This is a genomic window from Flammeovirgaceae bacterium SG7u.111 (assembly GCA_034044135.1).
Classification (GTDB): domain Bacteria; phylum Bacteroidota; class Bacteroidia; order Cytophagales; family Flammeovirgaceae.
On record CP139021.1, the window covers coordinates 2,007,629 to 2,027,819 of the forward strand.

A 20,191-nucleotide genomic window follows, 5' to 3' on the forward strand; every position below is an offset into this window, starting at 1 on the left:
TACATTAATAATGCATAAAACCTGATAGGTATTTGAGAATTTTTAATAGATAATATTTAACCTAATAACTGAAGCAATGAAGAAAATCTATTTTATCACATTATTGAGCATCTTTTTTAGCTCGGCAGTATTTGCCCAGAAAAAACCTAATATTTTGGTGATATGGGGCGATGATATTGGTTGGGCGAATGTGAGTGCTTATAACCACGGGATGATGGGGTACAAAACCCCAAATATTGATAGGATTGCCAACGAAGGTGCGATGTTCACCGATTGGTATGCCCAGCAATCATGTACTGCAGGTCGTGCGGCTTTTATCCTTGGACAGCACCCGTTCAGAACTGGTTTATTGACTATTGGAATGCCTGGCTCTAAGCAGGGTATTAAAGAGAATCAACCGACTATTGCGGAGCTGTTAAAGCCTCATGGCTACACTTCAGGTCAGTTCGGTAAAAACCACCTAGGTGACCGAGATGAACACCTGCCAACCAACCATGGTTTTGATGAGTTTTTTGGCAATTTGTATCATTTGAATGCTGAAGAAGAACCAGAATCGTACTACTATCCTAAGGACGAAGAGTTCCACAAGAAATATGGCCCAAGGGGAGTGCTGCATTCTTATGCCGATGGAAAAGTGGAAGATACAGGCCCTCTTACCAGAAAACGTATGGAGACTGCCGATGAAGAGTTTACCGATGCGGCCATTGCTTTTATAGAAAAAGCCCATGCACAAGGAAAGCCATTCTTTGTTTGGTTGAGCGCTACCCGTATGCACGTTTGGACGCACCTAAAAGAGGAAAGCCAAGGAGTGACAGGAATTGGTCTGTATCCTGACGGTATGGTAGAGCACGATAAAGCGATAGGAAGAGTACTTGCCAAGCTAGAGGAACTGAAGATTATTGATAACACCATCATTATGTATTCTACCGACAACGGTGCTGAGAAATTCACATGGCCTGATGGCGGAACTACTCCATTTGCAGGTGAGAAAGGATCGACTTGGGAAGGAGGTTTCCGTGCTCCATGTGCCATTCGCTGGCCGGGCGTTATCGAACCTGGGACTATTTATAATGACATCTTCTCGCATGAGGACATGATGCCTACCTTGGTAGCTGCTGCTGGTGAGCCTAAGGTTAAAGAAAAGTTGCTAAATGGCTATGAAGCTGCTGGCAAAACATTCAATGCCCACTTGGATGGGTACAACCTGCTGCCTTATTTTAAAGGGGAAGTAGATGAGGCGCCACGTAAGGAAATCTTTTATTTTGATGCGGCAGGTAACTTGAACGCCATCCGTTATAAAGATTGGAAGTTGCATTTTACCATTATGGAAGGTTCAATTAACGAAGCTTATCGTAAGTCTCCAAGCTGGCCAATCGCTATCAACTTAAGAGCAGATCCATATGAGGTTTCTTGGAAAGCTGCTTTGTACACAAGATGGTACGCTGATAATATGTGGCTATTTGTTCCTGCCCAAGAGTTTACTGCTAACTTCCTCGAAACATTTAAGAAGTACCCTCCTGTGATGGGTTCGTCTTTATCGGTTGATAAAATAGTGCAGAGCATGACTTCTCAATCTGGAAGGCAATAAGTGCTAGGAAATAAAGATTAGAAAAGGTTTAGTTTGCTAAATTATTCGGTGGCCGTAGATATTTTCTATGGCCATTTTTTATGACCTTCTAAAACTCGTCTATCCTCAAAAACTCCTGTTCAGCAGAGATTATTCCTGTTCAAATAGTTTGGTATGTGGAGAGGGGGAAATTCAGTGCATATTTGTACCAAGCAAGAAGAAAAGCAGAATTCAATGAGTGTTTTAAGTTAGAGAGGTATAAAAAAAACTCGGCGTTTTGCGCCGAGCTTTTTTTTGAATTAAAACGTCTGGAAAGTACGGAGGAGGACTTCCAGTTCGCGGATATGCTCCCGTTTGGTAGTGCCTGGAGCACTTACAAATCCTTCAATATAGAACAAGCGTTCACCAGCTTTGTCCACAAAAGTATAGCTTAAGAAAGGACCGCCCATAAACCGGTGTTTTAGCTTCCAAAGTCCTCTGGCCTCAATAGCATAGTTTCCGTTTATAGAAGTCTCTTTGAACACAGGCGGAATCAGTTCTTCGGTAACTACAAAGTAAGCGGCATTGTCAGGATCCTGCGTTTGTTTTTGCATGATATCGTTCCTGAGCTGTACTATATTTTCATGCTGAAACTCTTCGGTAGAGCGGTACGGTTTGTAGCTGATGAGAATATTTTTGTCAAACTCGTACTCGGTAAAGCGCAACCAAATAAAGTTGGTCGTGTCTTTTGCCAGCTTGTAACCTTGGGGAATCCTCATGCTGAAGTTGTGCTTCGTTTTCACTATTTCCATCAGCTTATTGTTCATTTTAGTTTTCCTGATGTCGCTGATAAGCCGTTCTCTTTCCACCTTATTGAAGGTTTCTCTTATTTTTTCCGCATTATTTTTTAGTTTTTGAAGAAGGGTGGCATCGTCTATGCCAAATAGGTTCACAACGAACTGCCCTTTGGCATATTCATCGGTGCTGGTTTGCATATAAAGGCTAGTGTCTATCTTGATGCGCTCGAGCGCTTCTGGCGAAAATTTTTTGATCATTTTCCTGTTTCCGGGCGTGTTGTCTTCCAAAGAGGTGACGAACAAAAGGTTTTTGTGCTGGGTAAGAAAGCTGCTAAACTTGAACGGGTCGATAGCCCTCACGGTGAACATGGGTTCTGGCTGCGGTAAGCCAGGTACTCGGGAGAGAAATATTTTCCTGAGCTCATCGCCTAAAGGACCGTTCCATCTTGCAGTGTCCATCACTAGTATTATCTCACCTTTGTCGCCCTTGGCAGAAGGAAGAAGCCCTGCGGCTTTTTTCTGTTTTTTATTACAAGAACCTAGTATGAGAAGGAAAACAGACAAAAAGAGTAGTTGGGAAATAGTTTGTTTCAGGGTTGAAATCATAAGTAATGGATGTTGTCTTTATAAAAAATATTCGGTTGATAATGTTCTTATTTATCTAATGCGATTAGCTAAAAAAGATACACATGTTTGGAGAGAATTGTTTTAGATTTATTCTTTTATAATGTCCTAAACAATGTTTAGCCGTGAGTATCTTATAGGTTAGCCCCAGCAAATTGAAGGTTTATTGAGCGGAAATGAAAGTGAAATAGAGAATATGTATTGCAAGGCTGTAAAATCAGTACTACTGCATAAGTACTTGGAAACCATAAGCAAAGTGAAAATTTAAAGAAGAGTGGCTGGAATAGTGAAAATAAGGTGCGAAATTTGTTCATTCTTGAGTACTATTTTTGACGAAATGTGAGAAAAATGGGTCTTGTGTTCATAAGCAATAAAGAAAAAGCGAATTGGGTCAAGCTCTTACGGAAAACTGAAATCTATAAAATGAAGACAATTTTGAATGTACATACCATCCAATCTATCATCAAACCAGCAAGCTTCTTCAGTTTGTTTTTTATGCTAACTTTTTTTTGGGCAGAAGTAAAAGGGCAGGGAGATCAAGCATGTTTTAGTTTAGTCGATTTCAACAAAGGTTGTGCTGCATTAACTGTTACAATTAGCGATTGCTCAGGCGCAAACCCAGCCAACGTTACATATAATTATGGCGAAGACCCTAATGAGTTCACCTCAGATATTACACATACATACACTGTTCCTGGTGTTTATACCATAACACAATATGTATCAATAGGTGATGATCGCCCCACCAAAACATTAACAGTACCTGTGTATGAACCAATTAGTCCTAAGTTTGAAGTGGCGGTCTGTGAGGGCAGAAAGGTAAGTGTCCAACTGCCCGATGATGAGGACTATACGGTATATACAATTGATTTTGGTGATGGAAGTATGGAGGTTACGGCAAATGCTGGAGAAGAGGTTGAGTACACATATGCAGATTTGAACTTAAAAAATATTACTGTCACAGGAGGCTTCGTGCAAGGCGGCGGTACATGTGGGTCTGCAGGTTTTCCTGTAACTCCCGTCGATAATATTCAGACGCCGAGCATTAGTCAAGTTTCCGTATTGCCTTCTGGCAATATCCGTTTGGATTTCAACCTTCCTCAAAATATTCCTTATGTATTGGAAGAAGCTTTAGGAAATACGGCATTTAACGAAATAGAGTCGCTTTCTGGATTCCAAAATAGCATAGAGTTGCCTAATAGGGAGTCGGATAATTTCAGCTATTGCTACCGTATAAAAGCCGTTGATGGTTGTACAGGAGGCGAGGTTTTTTCCAATGTGGTTTGTTCTATGTCCCTAACGGCTTTGGCAGATAACGGGCAGAACTTGGCAAACTGGAGGGAGTACCCTATTGTAAACGCCTTCCAATCTTATAAACTTGTGCGGACGAATGGCAGCAATGTGAGTGAGGTTGACTTTAACGATATAACAACTACTGTTTATATTGATACGGATGTGACTTGCAATGTGGAATACTGCTACCAAATTGAGGCGAATATTGCTCCAAATGTGAAATCTATTTCCCAATCGAAATGTGTGACTGCTCTTACCGATGAGCCGCCGGTAGCAGCTACGGATGTAATGGCGAGCGTGGAAGGCGAGTCAGTGGTGATCAGTTGGGAAAACCCAAGCGGAGCTACTATTACGAAACTAAGGAAAACGGATAGCGATGGCAATCAGCGTGATTATTTGGCTGGGGGAACGGATATACTAGACGATTCGGTCGATGTGAATACTACGGTGTATTGCTACGTAGTGACTTTTGAAGACCAATGTGGGAATTCTTCCCCAGAAAGTGCCGAAGCATGTACTATTCTCACTTCGGGTCAAAAATCAGGAGAAGATAACGAAATAAGCTGGACGCCATTTGCCGGCATGCAAGAAGGTTTTACTTATACCATAGAAGTGCTGGATGAAAGAGGGCAAGTTATTCGAACCATTGACGGCATAGACTCCTCTACCAATTCTTATATAGATCCTGCGGAAGATTTGGCAAACCCTATTGCCTATTACAGGGTGGTTGCCATTTCGGCAACTGATCCTCGTGTAAGGTCAAATTCGAATATAGCGGTAGTGGTGGAGTTGGCTCAACTAGATGTACCCACGGCTTTTTCACCCAACGGCGATAATCTGAACGATACTTTTTATCCAAGGGGAAAAGCATTGGTTGAGTTCAGGATGAAAATATTTAACCGTTGGGGAGAGCAGGTGTTTGAAGGGACAAACCCTCAAGAAGGCTGGGACGGAACTTACTTAGGAAGGGTACTTGAAGCGGGCCCTTATACCTACCAAATAGAGGCAATGGACTATAATGGAAATCAGTTGAACGCTGCGGGAATTGTGACGTTGGTGAAGTAGAAGATATATTTTATAAAATAGAACAGCCCCGTTTGCTTCTGCAAACGGGGCTGTTTTGTATATGCTAAAACCAAATAACTAACTCCTAATCTGGCCATTGCCTATGATCAGCCATTTGTAACTGGTCAGTTCTTCAAGAGCCATAGGTCCTCTGGCATGTAGCTTTTGGGTGCTGATGCCTATTTCTGCCCCAAGGCCAAACTGTGCCCCGTCGGTGTAAGCCGTGGTAGTGTTCACATATACAGCCGCCGCATCTATCAGCTTTAAGAAAAGCTCTGCTGTTTCCTTATTTTCGGTGACGATGGCCTCGCTGTGTTTAGAACTGAACTCAGTAATGTGCTCTACCGCCTCATCAAAGCTCTCCACTGTTTTGATGGACATTTTGTGAGACAAGAACTCAATGCCAAAATGCTCTTCCGAAGCGTGCTGCAATAGCTCGGCAGGGTAGTGGCCGTTTATGAAAGAAAAGGCTTTTGCATCGGCAAAAATCTCTACATTAAAAGCTTTCATCCCTTCCACTATGGCGGGCAAATCGCTTAGGCGATCTTGATGGATTACCAAGCAATCGAGCGCATTGCATACGCTTACCCTTCTTGTTTTGGCATTTACAATAATTGCCTTTCCTTTCTCAAGATCGGCTTCTTTGTCATAGTATGTATGGACGATACCTGCACCTGTTTCTATCACAGGTACTTTTGAATTATCTCTTACAAAGTTTATAAGCCCTTGGCTACCCCTTGGGATGATGATGTCTACATAATCTACCGCTTCCATGAGCTCGCCGGTCGCAGCCCTTTCTGCTGGAAGCAATTGGGCAACATTTGTGTCTATTTCATGTTTCTGCAATACTCGATGTATTAAATCGATGATGGCCAAGTTGGAATATTCCGCATCGCTGCTGCCTTTTAGTAAGCAGGCATTTCCTGTTTTAAAACAAAGGGAAAACACATCGAAAGTAACATTTGGGCGCGATTCGTAAATTACGCTTACTACACCCAAGGGCACGGTGATTTTAGAGAGCTCCAAGCCATTTGGAAGCGTCTTTTCCATCAATACTTTTCCTAGTGGGCTTTGCAATTTCGATACATTTATAATATCTGCGGCAATTCCTTCAATTCGCTCTGCAGTCAATTTCAAGCGGTCGTACTTGGGGTCTTCGGGATCCATGCGGTCTAGGTCTTTTTTGTTTTCCACCAACAAATATTCCGTGTTGGCCACAGCCTCTGCTGCCAAGTCCGCTAGTACTGCCTCAATTTTTTCATCAGACAGAATTCCTACTACCCTGCTTCCCTTCCGCACATTCTCAAAATACGCTAAGTACTTCATTTTTTTATGGTATTATTTAGTAAAATAAAACCCTTTCCCATAAGGTGATTAAAGGGAAAGGGTTGTTTGTTTAATAGCAAATATAAAACTTCTAATTAACTTCAGCTTTTAGCTGGCTGGTTTTACGTTTGACAAGTCAACCGTTTCGAAAGAAGAATATACCGATTCGGGGAGTGTGTCAAATACATAGATGTCCGATAACTTGCGACCGCCTCTATCACCAGAGAGCCTGATTTTTCCATAAGTTTTATAATCGAGCCAAGGCATGGTGAACCGAGCTTCTTCATCTTCGGCTTTTGGGAAATAGGCCCATTGGCTTACCAAAGAAGTCTCATTGTCAACCCAGATACAGTACTTGTTTTGAGGGGTTACGCCCACGCCATCGAACCGTAGTTCGAGCAGTTTAGCTTCTCTGCCGTCTTCCGTGGTGCTGTCACCAAGGTAGGAGAGGGTCACGCCCGAGTCTTTCAACTTGAAAGGCATCACCAACCAATAAGAATCGTTTATCCATGCCCTGCGACCTTTTTCTACATATTTCGCTACCGAATCGGGTTCGGTCAATTCCTCTCCATCCATCATTACCTTTCCAGTGTTATCGTTGATGTTGAGCAAAATAACCTGTGGGTCTTTTAGGCTTTCTACACGTACATTTCCAGTCCATTTGTCCCAAATAAGTTTTCGAGAGCCAAAGAATGTCCAAGCGATGTGCCTAGTGTTGTCCCAAGCTTTTCTTCCGCCCATTGCTTTCATTACTTCATCTGCTATCATGATGGCCTCCACGTCCGAGGAGTCAGTGTTGAAGCCTTCCATCGCAGGGTTTTTGGCTTGTAGGGTTGCGGGTTCTTGCGAGGCAATTTCTGTGCTTCCTTGCTCTTCAGTAGCTTTTTGTGGGCTGGAGCAAGCCAAAAGATAAAGGAACGGTATTACGAGTAATAACTTTTTCATGTTTGAGGTTTTTTGATTTTTATAATGTGACTGCTGGTATATTGATGGTTACTGGTTCCCGATTTTAGTTGCTGTATTGGTTATTAAAGCAATAAGGCTTTCATGGTGAAGAGGTTAGATAAAAAAGATGGAATTTTGCCACTTTCTCCCAAAACTCTAAACCTTTTTACTAGAGATGTTAAATCATAAATAAACATCTTATTCTACCTAATTAAGATTCTTGCTTTGAAAATGTTTTGAAAACCTAGATAGTTCAGATTAGTAGGCTTTTAACCTATCCTAGTTTTGGGTGAAAGTTTTCACTGAAAACTAGGTAATTATTGAGCTAAATTGTAAAAAAGTGATGTAAGTTTGCGAAAATTAAAAACTGCTGATAGCTAGCAGTTCAATATTCACCTGATTTACAAATATAAATACTGTTATTATGCCCGCTTACGAAGATTTGTCGAGAGAAGAATTGCAGCAACTTTTAGCAGCATCAGAAGATAGGTATAAAAAATTGCAAGCTGAAGGCTTAGCCTTGGACATGACCCGTGGTAAACCTTGCCCAGAGCAATTGGATTTGAGCTTAGAAATGCTCAGCTTGGTTACTCCAGAAGATTATAAATCTGCCAACGGAACCGATACTAGGAACTACGGAGGCCTCGATGGTTTGCCAGAAGCAAAGGAGCTCATGGCAGATTTCATGGAAGTGGGAAAAGACGAGGTGATTATAGGGGGAAACTCTAGTTTGAGCTTAATGCACGACACCATAGTACATGCATTGATCCACGGCGTGCCTGGTAGCGAAACTCCTTGGGGAAAGTTACCTGTCAAATTCCTTTGCCCAGCACCGGGCTACGATCGCCACTTCGCTATTTGCCAGCACAAAGGCATCGAAATGATCACTGTTGCCTGCAACGAAGACGGCCCGGATATGGACGAAGTAGAAAAACTTCTTGCTGAAGATGATACTATAAAAGGCATATGGTGTGTGCCAAAATATGGCAACCCATTGGGCAATACTTACTCCGACGAGGTAGTAGACAGGCTGGCGAAAATGACCACTAAAGCACCGGATTTCAGGATTTTCTGGGACAACGCTTATACCGTACACCACCTTGGCGAAGAAAAAGATAGCTTGAAAAACCTATTGGAAGCATGTAAGGCTGCGGGAAACCCTGACCGTGTGTTCATGTTCGGCTCTACCTCAAAAATCTCTTTTGCAGGTTCTGGGCTTTCGGTTTTGGCGGCAAGCCAAGCCAACCTCGATTGGATGCGCTCGCACCTTTCTATCCAGACCATTGGTCCAGACAAATTGAACCAACTTCGCCACGTTCGCTTTTTCAAAAACATGGCTGGAATTGAAGCACACATGCAAAAGCATGCGGCTATTATCAAACCTAAGTTTGAAGTAGTGTTGGATATTTTGGAAAGCGAATTGGCTGCATTGGACTTTGCCAGCTGGAGCAATCCTAAAGGTGGATATTTCATCAGCCTCGATACACTTGAAAACTGTGCAAAAGATGTAGTGGTAATGGCTTCTGCTGCTGGAGTGAAAATGACAGGAGCTGGTGCTACTTTCCCTTACAAGAAAGACCCTAAAAACAATAACATCCGAATTGCCCCAACTTTGCCTTCACTAGAAGAAATCAAGAAAGCGATGGAGGTAGTAGCGGTTTGTGTGAAAATAGTTTCTGCCAAAAAGTTGTTAGGATAACAAATTGAAGAATTTATTTTTTTTGTAGTATCTAGCCCCACGACTTGCCGTGGGGCTTTTTTATGTTGCTTACGTTTCTCTGTAAGATGAATGTTGTGTTAGGTATTTGTGACTAAACGTTTTTCTTTTTAATAAAAACAGGAAAAATACTGTATAAACGTTATCTATCACTAATTTTATACAGGAGATAATAGAAGGGGGGAGACGAAAATTAACTCAAAGCTCAATTAACTACTTTTTGAAATGAAATCTTACGAATTAGCAGAGAACTCGTTGGCAGAGCTCACAGAGAAAGAATGGATAGTGACCAATGGACTTGGTGGTTATGCTTCATCCACTCTTTGCCACATGAATACGCGGAAATATCACGGTTTGCTAGTGGCTTCTCATTTCGCTCCCGTCAATCGCCATGTGCATATCAGCAAAATCGATGAAACGGTGGTTACAAATTTCGGTTCGGAATCTAAGCTGGCTAATAATCAGTTTCCCGGCTTGGTGAGCCCAGAGGGGTATAAGTTCATAAAAACCTTCGAAAGAGATCCGATGCCGAGCTTTGTATACGAAGGAGAGGGATTTCGTTTGCAAAAAACAGTTTTTATGGTGAACCGTTCTAACACAACGGTGGTGGAATACCAAAATATTTACGAGCATGGGTTTCACCTTCGCCTAGCACCTTTATTTGTAGAGAAGGATTTTCACCACTTGTTTTCTAAAAGTGAGGCCTTTAACTACCACATGGAGGATATGGGCAATGAATATGAAATATATCCTTGCTATGGAGCTAGTCCCATCCATTTGTCTTTTTCCACAGGGGAATTTAAAGAAAAACGTTTTTGGCTTGATAACATAGAATATTTAGCTGATATGAAAATGGGGCAAGCGTTCAGGGAAGGCCTGTTCCATTTGGGAGAAAATAGCTGCTATTTAAATCCAGGAGAGAAAGTGTATGTGGTGATGAGTTTGGATAAAGCGCTGATGGGACAGTCACCTGAAGAGCTGAAGAACCGAGAACTCGACAGGCTTGCTTTTGTAGGGTCGAATTTGCCTGAAGGGAGTTTTGCTAGGGACTTGGCAAAATCTGCAGACCAGTTTTTTGCTTACAGGGAGAGTACTCATTCGGAAACCATTATGGCTGGTTTCCCTTGGGTGACCGATCGTGCTCGGGATACGTTGATAGCTATGCGTGGAATGACCATTGCTGCAGGGCATTACGAGCGTTCGAAGCAGCTGATAAGAAGCCTTGCCCAGCAGGTCAGAAGAGGTTTGCTACCCCATAAATTTGCCGACTACAAAGGGCATGAATTTCATTACGATGCCGTGGATACCTCGTTGTGGCTTTTCCAAGTGCTTTACGAGTTCGATCAGAAATTTGACGATACCGACTTTTTGAAGGAAATGTACGATTCATTGGTTGATATCCTCAATTGGTATATAAAGGGAACAGATTATAACATTCACCTTACTGAAGAAGGCTTTATCTATGCTGGGTTTATCAATACGCACGTAACATGGATGGACGCACAAACAGATGAATTTGTTGTCACGCCCAGAAATGGCTGCCCTGTAGAGGTGAATTTGCTTTGGTACAATGCACTTGAGGTACTTGAATATGTAGGCGGGCGTACCAATAAAATCGGTTTTCAGTTTCGCTACCTAAAGGAGCTTTTCAAGGAGAATTTCAAATCATATTTCTGGAATAGAAAAGGATATTTGAACGACTTGGTGAGGCCTGGGGCCACGCCGGATAACCGCATTAGACCTAACCAAATTATTGCGCTCAGTCTTCCTTTCAGTCTGTTGACAGAGGCGGAGGAAAAGAAAGTGCTTAAAGCTATGGACAACGAGCTATGGACTCCTTACGGCTTGCGGACGGTTAGCGTGAAAGACCCGGGTTTCCAACCAAACTACGAGGGGGACAGATGGGCTCGCGACAAAGCTTATCATCAAGGAACTGTGTGGCCATTTTTGCTAATGGATTACTACTTGGCATATTTGAAGGTGTACAAAAACTCGGTAAGAGCAAGGAAAAAAGTGGCAAAAGACCTAGCGCAGCTCAAGCACCATTTTTATGAGGAAAACTGCTTGTATGGAGTTTCAGAAATTTTTGATGGACTTGCTCCTGAAAAAGGGAAGGGGTTGCCAAATCAGGCTGTGGCAATTGGGGCATTGCTCAAGATTTTGCTTGATTTTGACCTAAAAGTTTAACTTTGACTTAATGACTGTTTGTTAAGGATTTGTTAAAAATGGGCTAGGGATTACTTCTGAGGTTAGAGATATTGAAAATAATTCTTTGTTTGTTAATGATATTTTTATCATAAAAGCTTTCCTTCAAAAGGAATAATCCCTAACCTTGCTAAAATTTTTAGAGGGGAGAAAAAAAGTGAGTATATAAAAAAAAGTAGAGGGGATGAATGGTTTTTACCAAAATCTCTCGTTATAAAATAAAAAACACTGACCTAGTAAGTCAGTGCAATTTTTTTTGATAAAAATTTGTAGTTTAATATAATTGATCGATAGTTGAGAACGGCTTTACTTTTAGTGAGGTCGTTCTTTTTTTAATGAATTGTCAAAACCTTATGGTCTTCAATAATTAGAAAGAAAGCCTTTATAACTTCTTCTTATTCCAAATCTAACAAATGATTTTCTTTTTAACCAAAATTATTTCAATAATAGCTTTGGAAAATGCTATTTTCCAAATTGAGCTTGATTATAAAATATTAAATAGAACAGGCTTTAAATCAGCAAGTTTGAATTAATAGGCTAACCTGCTCAAATCCATTTCCAGCTTTTAAAAAAAAGATTTTGAGTAGATTGGTAAAGCATAATTCATAAGTCCAGTATTTTAATAAGGTTTTGTGAATAGATAGTTTTATTTTTACCCCATCATTCACCGTTTGGTTAAACTGACAGATGAAGAAAATTTTAAAAAGAACTTTGCCTTTGCTTCTTATCGGTTTGCTTATGTCTTGTGGGGAGAAGCTTGATATTTATAATTGGACGAAAATCCGAATTTACTCGCACGATAGCAGTAAAGTTGAAGATATTCCAACAGAAGGCTCGGTCGAATTGGACAATTATGCAATCAGGCTTGAGTTTACTCCTGAAGCTATCATTTCGGTGAGCTCAAGTGACTGGGTAAATGCGAGTAGTGCATATCAGTCTAATGATAAGATTGTAAGCCTTGAGATAAGGAGCGTGAATACAATTAACGAGAATATTGGTCCCGATGAAATTCTGAACGAAGTATTTAGGGCGGGTCCTATTGGGGCTACCTCTTCAGAGCTGAGATCTATTGAGGATTATATCGAAGCCTTTGGGTCTAAGTCTGGAGAAGTTGATTCTGAATTTGCCTTGTACCTCACTCCTGGGCTCACGGTCATAGATGATTTTATTCAATTGAATGTGTTGGTAGAATTACAGAATGGTGGCTCTTTAGGTTCAAAAACAGACAAAGTCACGCTTATCAGGTAAACCTTTTAGAAGCCCTCAGGTTCATTAGAAGTGTACCAACTTATTCATTCCAACGTATAAGCTATGCCCGAAAACCAAACTGTTGAGTCATCTTTGAAAGCTGAAGAAGATGGATTTTTTGTATTGCCTACTGGAGTTTCTGGTTTTTTTGAAAGTGGGGGAGAGTTGCCCCAAATTTTGTTCGAGGACTTTGAGAAAGCCTGCCTCCAAATTGCTGCTGCGAGTCATTTTGACTTAAAAGAAACGTATGCATTTGAAGATGAACCTACCAGAAACTATTATTTAGCATTTCTTACTTCCGAGCAAGGCAATGTGCTGGTTTTTTGCAATAAATATTTCCAGCTGATAGCAGTTAGCGAGCTGATGGAAAAGATTAGCTCGCTTAAAGAATTCTTGGCAAAAGGGAAAATGCCCCAAAATCAATTTGCCGATGTCCCCGAGGTTTTCCAAAGTCTTCCTAAAGGATATGATTACCTTACCCCTACCTATTTGGCTAAATCGGTCAATGCTGATAACGAGGAAGATGCGCTGGCGGTAAATGCGCTGTCAGATATTGAATTTGCCGAATTTTCCTACTGGGAGCCCCGCCAACTCAGTGATATTGTTTTCAATAATTGGGGCTAGGCTAAGCTGTCAGTTCTTGTTTGCGCCTCCTGCGCTTCGATAAGTATTTGTCGAGAACAGGGTAAAGAAGAACCGAAACAAGAATAACCAACGTGCCTGCATAAAACCCTGGGCTCATTTGTTCCTTCTCCCCAAACATTACAAAAGCTAGGATTATTCCATAAACGGGTTCGAGGTTAATGGTAAGGTTTACATTGAAAGCAGAGACTCTTTTCATGATATCTACACTCACATAAAAAGCCAGTACGGTGCATACCAAAGCCAAAATAGACAAATAAATTCCATCCATAAGCGTGATGTCAAGTTGTAGGCTTCCGCTTTCAGAGAGGAAATTACTGTAAAAAGGGAAGACGAGTATGCAACATAGGCAAGCTCCTACCATTTCATAAAAAGTGATGACAATAGGGTCTTCTGCTTTGGAAAAATTGCTGTTTAAAATAGAAAAGATGGCGGCAGTGAAGGCTGCCATTAGGGAAAGGCTTAAGCCGAGGAAATGCCCAAATTCGAAGTGGAAGATAATGTAAAGGCCGGATAATACCATTAACCCTATCATTACTTCGTACCATTTTATGCTTGTTTTTTTGATGAGAGGTTCTAAGAATGCGGTGAAAAGAGAGCAAGTAGCCACTCCAGCCAAACAAATACTGACATTGGATACTTTCGCCGAGGCAAAAAATAAAATCCAATGGAGCCCTACTAAAAAGCCTGTACCTACTAATTTTAAGACCATTCGCCACTTAATAAAGGGCGTTTTATTAAAAGCCCAAAGCACGCCCACAAGCGCTATGGCTGAAATTAAGGTGCGATAGAACACGATTTCTACGGAGGGAATGCTGATCAATACGCCCAGTATTGATGTGAACCCCCATATGAACACAATGAGGTGTAACTTGATTTGGTCAGAATACATCTTTTATAAACCAAAGACAAAAGTGAACAATAGACTAAGAAGTGCTATAGGATAGGTCGGTCATTAAGTTATCTAGGTACGGTAAAGTACATAAAGGTAGTAATAAAGGTAAATATAATATTTGGTATCCATGCAGCCAACATAGGGTCAAACCCTCCTTTTTGGGCAAGGTTCCGGCTCATGATGAAGAAAATGATATACACAAAGGCGAGCATAAACCCGATGGCAATTTGCATACCTGTCCCTTGTCTCGATTTTCTAGCAGAGAGAATGACGCCCATAGCTGTGAGGATAATAATAGCAAAAGGATAGGCGTACCGCTCGTATTTAACGCTTAAAAAGCGCTCTATATCGCCAACTCCTCTAAGCTTTTGTTCGGCTATAAAACGGTCAAGTTCTTCAAATGTAAAAGTTTCCTCTAGGTGATAGTCGTTTTCAAAATATTTTGGGAGTACATTGAGGGCTGTATCGAGGTTGGTCCCTTCCCATTTTTTCTCTTTCTTACCATCAAATTCGTACACCTCGTATTTGTCGATGTGCCATTTTTGTAGCGTAGAATCCCACACAATTTTATCGGCGCTCATCTTAGAGAGAAGCTCCTGCTCTTTTATTTTTTCAAGGGTGAATTTAAAACCCGTCTTCACGCGGTTGTTATAGTGCTGCATGTACACATACGTGCTGTCACTCGTGCGGAAGTGGATATCTCTGGCATCGTAATAGAATGGCCCTTTTACATATTTTACCTCAAATTTTACCTTCCCAGCCGCAGCTTTAGGAATTACCCAGCCAACCAAGTAAAAAGTGACGGCAGCTAGAATACATGCCCCAAATACATAAATGCCTATCAGCCGCCTAAAGCTTACGCCTGAGCTGAGTATAGCAATGATCTCACTGTGAGAAGCCATCTTTGAAGTAACGAACACCACAGTGATGAACACGGCAATAGGGCTGAGCGTATTGGCCATGTATGGGATGTAGTTCAAATAATATTCTTTCAAGATGAAGGCGAAGGTGAGGTTATTTTTGAGGAAGTCTCCCGACTTTTCGGTATAGTCTATCACGCAGATGACCGCTATTAGAATTAGCACAACAAAGAAAAAGGTTACAAAAAACTTTTTCAGGATATAACGGTCAAGTATTTTCATTGGTTAAATTTTTGAAATTTCTGCTTGCTTTGTTCTAAACCGCTAAGGTTTCGTGCTGCAAAGTTATCTATTTTTTATGCCTCGAATAAATCAGATAGTAAAAATTCAACCTGATGGTAATCCCTCTTTTTCAAACCTGAAAAATGACAGGCTCAGATTAGCTTGGAAACGAAAGAATATACTTTCAAATATGCTCTAATAGAGACAAATAAAAAAACTTTGCCAACAAGCTATTGAACTCCTACCGACGACTTTTGTCATCTTTTATAGGTTTTTAACAGTTGGGCAAAGTTTTTTAACAATAATAGGGGAAAGTAGAGCTTGTTCAAGCCTGGCTTTCTATTCTACTATTTGGAATTTCATCATGTTGGTATGCAGCTCTCCTCCTAGCGGTAAGCTACCAGTGTTTACATACACGTCACCTTTTCTCAACAACCCTTCTTTTACAAGGATTTTTTCGAAATCGGCGAAGATATTATCAATAGCACCTTCCTTGTTGTAAAAGAAAGCTCTTACTCCCCATACCAAGTTGAGAGTGCTAAGCAAGTCTTTGTTTGAGGTAAAGATGAAGATGTCAGCTTTTGGTCTGTGGCGAGCCAACCTGAAAGCGGTAAAGCCAGAATCTGTAATTCCTATAATTGCTTTTGCCCCAATTTTATTGGCAAGCTTTGTGGATGTCTCTACCAAGATGTTACTGCCAAAGTGTTGGCTTAATGGGTCGTACTCATAATATTTATTATAAATATTGTCCATGTTTTGCTCAACTACCCTAATGATGTTGGTCATGTGCTGGATAGTTTGTACAGGGAATTTACCCATGGCAGTTTCTCCACTTAACATTACCGCATCCGCGCCGTCAAGTACTGCATTGGCAACGTCGTTTGCTTCAGCTCTTGTAGGCCTAGGGTTTTCAATCATGCTTTCCATCATCTGGGTGGCAATGATCACCGGTTTTGCTGCCTCGTTAGCGTAGGTAACAATCCTTTTTTGCTCCAAAGGCACTTCCTCCATTTGAATTTCAACACCCAAATCGCCCCTTGCTACCATCAAAGCATCGGCAGCTTTCACAATATCCTTAATATTTTTGATAGCCTCAGGTCGCTCTATTTTAGCGATCACCTTGGTTTTCTTTCCTTGTTCTTTGATGTGGCGTTTTAGTTCCAAAACATCGCCAGGAGTTCTTACGAATGAAATAGCTACCCAGTCTACATCGTGCTCCAAACCAAACTCTAAATCTCTATTATCCTTTTTGGTGAGGGATGGTTCTGAAATGTCGGTATCAGGAAGGTTCATTCCTTTTCTTGACCTTAGAACACCTCCATAAACTACCTTGGTGTGTACATTTTGCCCACTTACTTTGTATACCCTAAGTTCGATTTTGCCATCGTCAATCAAAATCGAATCTCCAGCTTTTACATCCCTTGGCAGTGCAGTATATGAAGTACTGGCTTGAGTACTATCACCTTCTATTTCCTGCTTTGTGGTAAGCATAAAATCATCGCCTTCTTTTAGCTCTGATCCTTCCTTCATAGTCCCAATTCTTATTTTAGGACCTTGCAAATCTTGGAGGATAGTGATGTTGTAGTTGAAAGTCTTGTTGAGGTCTTTTATCGCCTCAATCACTTTTAAGTGGTCTTCATGTGCTCCGTGTGAAAAATTGAGCCTAAAAACGTTAACCCCTGCAATGATCAATTCCAAGAGTTTTTCTTTGGTGTTGGATGCGGGCCCAACGGTGGCAATGATTTTGGTGTTGTTGAAAACTGTACTCATATTGTTAAACTGTTTTTCTTTTCAAATTTGAAAAAATATGGGTAGAACTATGTTCCGAACTTAATTATTCATGTAAGATTAATTGCTAGCGTTTTCGTCAATAATAATAACGCTCTATTTTACAAACGTTTGCGGTAGCCGAAAGCACTACATGTTTTCAGTTATTCTGCAAAAATACATTGATTTTAATAAATAGAGGGTTTATGGTCTGAACAGAGCATGTGGTATACAAGCGTGTGAAAACTAAAAATCACTAAAGATATGTTCAAATTAATATTGAGTTAACTGGCTATTGTAAATCTAAATCTTGTCGGCTTTTGCTTTTGCAAGCGAGCTAATTGAAGCCTAAAAGAGGCTTCTTTTATAGTTGCGGAAGGTTCTGTTTTATATCCTCCCATCTTGTTGGTGTTTTTCCATATTTCAAACGAAGGCGTAAAGTAAATAAAACTTTATGAAAGGAGCATCGATATTTTTATACAAAATTCAAATCTGAAGCTTGAACTTTAATTTTTCTGCTCAAAGAAAGTATACGTTTTGTCCGCTGGCCTCCCAATTGAATCGGGATTTCAAATTTGTTTGTAAGTGCTTATTGGTTTTGGTTGTTGAAAAGAGATTTGTTTTAAATTCCTTTTTCGGGTAAAATTGTGTCTTCAAATGAAAGGTGATACCACTTTATACAAGGCATGGCAAACAAAATTATCAGCAACATCTTAGGCGGAAAGTCAAAAGGGAGAAAACAGTTGGCTGTTTTGGTAGATCCCGATAAGGTGGATAAAAAGAAATGTGAGACCTTTTGCCAATTGGCTGCACAAGCCAAGCCCGATGTTGTGTTAGTAGGAGGAAGCGTCATCACTACGGGCGATCTTGAAGAAACCGTAAATACCATTAAGGAAAATTTGGCTATTCCAGTTGTTTTGTTCCCTGGTAATAGCATGCATATAGCCTCTCAGGCAGACGGTATTTTGTTTTTGAGCTTGGTTTCGGGACGAAACCCTGAATACTTGATAGGTCAACAAGTTGCAGCAGCCCCTCGGTTGAAAAAAACTGACATAGAGGTAATTCCCACTGGATATATATTAATAGATGGAGGAGTGACCACTACGGTTCATTACATAAGTAATACTCAGCCAATTCCACATGGAAATACTGCGCTGGCTATGGCTACTTCTTTAGCTTCTGAAATGTTGGGACAGCAATTGGTATACCTCGACTGCGGAAGCGGTGCGAAGAACCCTGTAAGCTCTGATATGGTCAAGATCGTAAGTGATCATTTGAGTGTTCCGCTTTTAGTAGGAGGGGGGATAAAAACCAAAGCCCAAGCTGAAATTGCTTATGCTTCTGGTGCGGACATGCTTGTGATAGGCACTGCGATTGAAGATAAGCTAGGACTTATGCAAGAAATGTGTGGGGTGAGGGATCGATTCAATGCTTGAGTCTCTTTTTTACTTCGGAAGATAGTTTTTTATTTATTAAACATCGATCAAGCTTTCTCTGCGGCGCATTTTTCCAGCAGGAATTCCAAACATCATTTTGAACCTACGGCAAAAATATGCAGTGTCCTTATAGCCCACCTCTGTTCCAATAGCACGGATACTTTTCTTGGAAGTCCTTAAGAGACTTACAGCCTGTTCCATCCGTTGGTATTCAATATAATCTTGAGGATTGATACCAGTGAGCATTTTGAAATATTGCCCCACATAATCTTCCGAAACATTGGCAACGTTAGCCAAAACTTTGTTGGAAAGATCTCCTGCCAGGTTCTCTTTTATATAATTGAATATATCGATGAGGCGTGGGTCTTTGAAATAGTTGATGTTGGTAGACAGCTGTTCCACAAAAAAGTTGTTGTTCAAGATGTACCTAAACAAGTCTATCACCAACTGGTCTATGTAAAGATTGGTCATGCGTGAGCTGCCAATCTTGTTTTCATGCAATTCTTGGTTGATGTTGTCGATCAACCTTGTGATGTTGCCATTTTGAGCAAGCAGGAAAGGAGGTACGTCTAGCGAGGTGAAGAAATGGACAGAGTCAAAAGCCTTTACATCGAAGCTTACCGAGGCCATGCTGGCTACGGTTTCTATCATTATCCCATTGCTATTTGTCCGAGGTTTTACAAAATCGTCTTTCTTCCCGATAAAATCCTCATTAGTGACTTCTTCAGCAGTTCCAGTGCCAAATGTGAGCCTTACGTTACTTCCACCCGGAATAAAGAGGATGTCTCCTGGGCTCAATGTTTCATTATTAGGGCCAAAAGAGATGCTCCCGCTTTTGAGAAGTAACATTGTATTTTGGAAATCGTAATAATTGGTGATAGTCACTGGTTTTACCACGTTCAAATAACCAGATCGGATAAACTTGGAAGTGAGGGATTCTATGATTTTGTTATAATCTTCCATGTGCCTGCTAATTCAAAAAGTCCTGTGTAATAAGTGTTTTTTGATAAGTTGAAAAGAGAATTGTTCTTAAAAAATAAATCTAAACAAAATCTTTGAAAAATTAAATATTTCCTCGAAAAAATGATGGAATTATTAAAAAATAATCTACTACAAATCGTCTGTATCGAAGAGGAAATTATTGTATGCACTTTGCAATTCTGAATAAGCATGATGCTCACCGAGTTTTTGGCAAATTTCCATCCCTTTTTTGTATGTTTCTTCTGCCTTTGTATTGTCACCTAAAAGCGCATACAAATTTGCTGCGTGGTAATAGGTCGCAAAATAATCTTCATGTTTTTCGAGTAAGAATTCATATTGTTTTATAGCCTTTTGAGGATCTTTCTCCAAATATTCTCCTGCAAGGGCATAAATTAGGAAGGGATCATTTGGGTCTTCTTTCAAAAACTCCTGCAATTTCTTGATTCTGGCTTCTTTCATATGTTCTCTGTCCTGTCAAAATTAGTTTGCTAATATAGGGCAGCCATCAGGAAAAAATGCAAATACCAAATAAATTCTTAATTCTCACAACTTTTTTGGACGA

At 40.6% G+C, this 20,191-nt stretch carries 15 protein-coding genes; 7 read left to right on the forward strand and 8 right to left on the reverse strand.

Features of this window, described 5'->3' with window-relative positions:
- The first annotated feature begins 76 nt into the window (after positions 1–76).
- Positions 77–1,588, forward strand: coding sequence for an arylsulfatase (locus tag R9C00_07940; protein ID WPO37377.1), 1,512 nt, complete (start codon positions 77–79; stop codon positions 1,586–1,588).
- 278 nt (positions 1,589–1,866) lie between these two features.
- On the opposite strand, the gene R9C00_07945 is transcribed toward R9C00_07940, so the two are convergent.
- Positions 1,867–2,949, reverse strand: a complete 1,083-nt coding sequence (locus R9C00_07945; GenBank protein ID WPO37378.1) for a DUF4837 family protein — start codon at positions 2,947–2,949, stop codon at positions 1,867–1,869.
- Positions 2,950–3,390: 441 nt separating this feature from the next.
- Between R9C00_07945 and R9C00_07950 the strand changes: the two genes are divergently transcribed.
- On the forward strand, positions 3,391–5,325 hold the full coding sequence (locus tag R9C00_07950) for a gliding motility-associated C-terminal domain-containing protein (protein ID WPO37379.1): 1,935 nt from the start codon (positions 3,391–3,393) through the stop codon (positions 5,323–5,325).
- Between the two features lie 78 nt (positions 5,326–5,403).
- Here the strand turns inward: R9C00_07950 and R9C00_07955 are convergent, their stop codons facing one another.
- Positions 5,404–6,651, reverse strand: a complete 1,248-nt coding sequence (locus R9C00_07955; GenBank protein ID WPO37380.1) for a glutamate-5-semialdehyde dehydrogenase — start codon at positions 6,649–6,651, stop codon at positions 5,404–5,406.
- 108 nt (positions 6,652–6,759) lie between these two features.
- Entirely contained in the window at positions 6,760–7,596 is an 837-nt protein-coding gene (locus R9C00_07960) for a hypothetical protein (protein ID WPO37381.1), read from the reverse strand.
- A gap of 424 nt (positions 7,597–8,020) precedes the next feature.
- On the opposite strand from R9C00_07960, the gene R9C00_07965 reads away from it, so the two are divergent.
- From R9C00_07965 to R9C00_07980, 4 genes are all read left to right on the forward strand, one after another.
- On the forward strand, positions 8,021–9,295 hold the full coding sequence (locus tag R9C00_07965) for an aminotransferase class I/II-fold pyridoxal phosphate-dependent enzyme (GenBank protein ID WPO37382.1): 1,275 nt from the start codon (positions 8,021–8,023) through the stop codon (positions 9,293–9,295).
- A gap of 243 nt (positions 9,296–9,538) precedes the next feature.
- A complete protein-coding gene (locus R9C00_07970) occupies positions 9,539–11,500 on the forward strand; it encodes an amylo-alpha-1,6-glucosidase (protein WPO37383.1) in 1,962 nt (653 codons plus the stop codon).
- 705 nt (positions 11,501–12,205) lie between these two features.
- Complete coding sequence (locus tag R9C00_07975) at positions 12,206–12,766, forward strand: hypothetical protein (GenBank protein WPO37384.1); 561 nt, start codon at positions 12,206–12,208, stop codon at positions 12,764–12,766.
- 63 nt (positions 12,767–12,829) lie between these two features.
- Complete coding sequence (locus tag R9C00_07980) at positions 12,830–13,390, forward strand: hypothetical protein (protein WPO37385.1); 561 nt, start codon at positions 12,830–12,832, stop codon at positions 13,388–13,390.
- Between the two features lies 1 nt (position 13,391).
- Here the strand turns inward: R9C00_07980 and R9C00_07985 are convergent, their stop codons facing one another.
- The 3 genes from R9C00_07985 to pyk form a co-directional block, all read right to left on the reverse strand.
- Positions 13,392–14,300 carry a DMT family transporter gene (locus R9C00_07985; protein WPO37386.1) on the reverse strand — a complete coding sequence of 303 codons (909 nt, stop codon included), beginning with the start codon at positions 14,298–14,300 and terminating at the stop codon, positions 13,392–13,394.
- Positions 14,301–14,368: 68 nt separating this feature from the next.
- Entirely contained in the window at positions 14,369–15,445 is a 1,077-nt protein-coding gene (locus R9C00_07990; GenBank protein WPO37387.1) for an LptF/LptG family permease, read from the reverse strand.
- Positions 15,446–15,784: 339 nt separating this feature from the next.
- Entirely contained in the window at positions 15,785–17,215 is a 1,431-nt protein-coding gene (pyk, locus tag R9C00_07995; protein WPO37388.1) for a pyruvate kinase, read from the reverse strand.
- Positions 17,216–17,898: 683 nt separating this feature from the next.
- Between pyk and R9C00_08000 the strand changes: the two genes are divergently transcribed.
- A complete protein-coding gene (locus tag R9C00_08000) occupies positions 17,899–18,648 on the forward strand; it encodes a geranylgeranylglyceryl/heptaprenylglyceryl phosphate synthase (GenBank protein ID WPO37389.1) in 750 nt (249 codons plus the stop codon).
- 36 nt (positions 18,649–18,684) lie between these two features.
- Here the strand turns inward: R9C00_08000 and R9C00_08005 are convergent, their stop codons facing one another.
- Together R9C00_08005 and R9C00_08010 are read right to left on the reverse strand one after the other, a co-directional pair.
- A complete protein-coding gene (locus R9C00_08005; protein ID WPO37390.1) occupies positions 18,685–19,611 on the reverse strand; it encodes an AraC family transcriptional regulator in 927 nt (308 codons plus the stop codon).
- 147 nt (positions 19,612–19,758) lie between these two features.
- On the reverse strand, positions 19,759–20,088 hold the full coding sequence (locus R9C00_08010) for a tetratricopeptide repeat protein (GenBank protein WPO37391.1): 330 nt from the start codon (positions 20,086–20,088) through the stop codon (positions 19,759–19,761).
- Between the last annotated feature and the right edge of the window lie 103 nt (positions 20,089–20,191).

Bases quoted from the DNA above. Each gene is read 5' to 3' on its own strand.
- pyk (WPO37388.1), bottom strand. From the start codon at position 17,215: ATGAGTACAGTTTTCAACAACACCAAAATCATTGCCACCGTTGGGCCC.
- R9C00_07965 (WPO37382.1), top strand. From the start codon at position 8,021: ATGCCCGCTTACGAAGATTTGTCGAGAGAAGAATTGCAGCAACTTTTA.
- R9C00_07950 (WPO37379.1), top strand. From the start codon at position 3,391: ATGAAGACAATTTTGAATGTACATACCATCCAATCTATCATCAAACCA.
- R9C00_07940 (WPO37377.1), top strand. From the start codon at position 77: ATGAAGAAAATCTATTTTATCACATTATTGAGCATCTTTTTTAGCTCG.
- R9C00_07985 (WPO37386.1), bottom strand. From the start codon at position 14,300: ATGTATTCTGACCAAATCAAGTTACACCTCATTGTGTTCATATGGGGG.
- R9C00_07990 (WPO37387.1), bottom strand. From the start codon at position 15,445: ATGAAAATACTTGACCGTTATATCCTGAAAAAGTTTTTTGTAACCTTT.
- R9C00_07970 (WPO37383.1), top strand. From the start codon at position 9,539: ATGAAATCTTACGAATTAGCAGAGAACTCGTTGGCAGAGCTCACAGAG.
- R9C00_07945 (WPO37378.1), bottom strand. From the start codon at position 2,949: ATGATTTCAACCCTGAAACAAACTATTTCCCAACTACTCTTTTTGTCT.
- R9C00_07975 (WPO37384.1), top strand. From the start codon at position 12,206: ATGAAGAAAATTTTAAAAAGAACTTTGCCTTTGCTTCTTATCGGTTTG.
- R9C00_07960 (WPO37381.1), bottom strand. From the start codon at position 7,596: ATGAAAAAGTTATTACTCGTAATACCGTTCCTTTATCTTTTGGCTTGC.
- R9C00_07980 (WPO37385.1), top strand. From the start codon at position 12,830: ATGCCCGAAAACCAAACTGTTGAGTCATCTTTGAAAGCTGAAGAAGAT.
- R9C00_08005 (WPO37390.1), bottom strand. From the start codon at position 19,611: ATGGAAGATTATAACAAAATCATAGAATCCCTCACTTCCAAGTTTATC.
- R9C00_08000 (WPO37389.1), top strand. From the start codon at position 17,899: ATGGCAAACAAAATTATCAGCAACATCTTAGGCGGAAAGTCAAAAGGG.
- R9C00_08010 (WPO37391.1), bottom strand. From the start codon at position 20,088: ATGAAAGAAGCCAGAATCAAGAAATTGCAGGAGTTTTTGAAAGAAGAC.
- R9C00_07955 (WPO37380.1), bottom strand. From the start codon at position 6,651: ATGAAGTACTTAGCGTATTTTGAGAATGTGCGGAAGGGAAGCAGGGTA.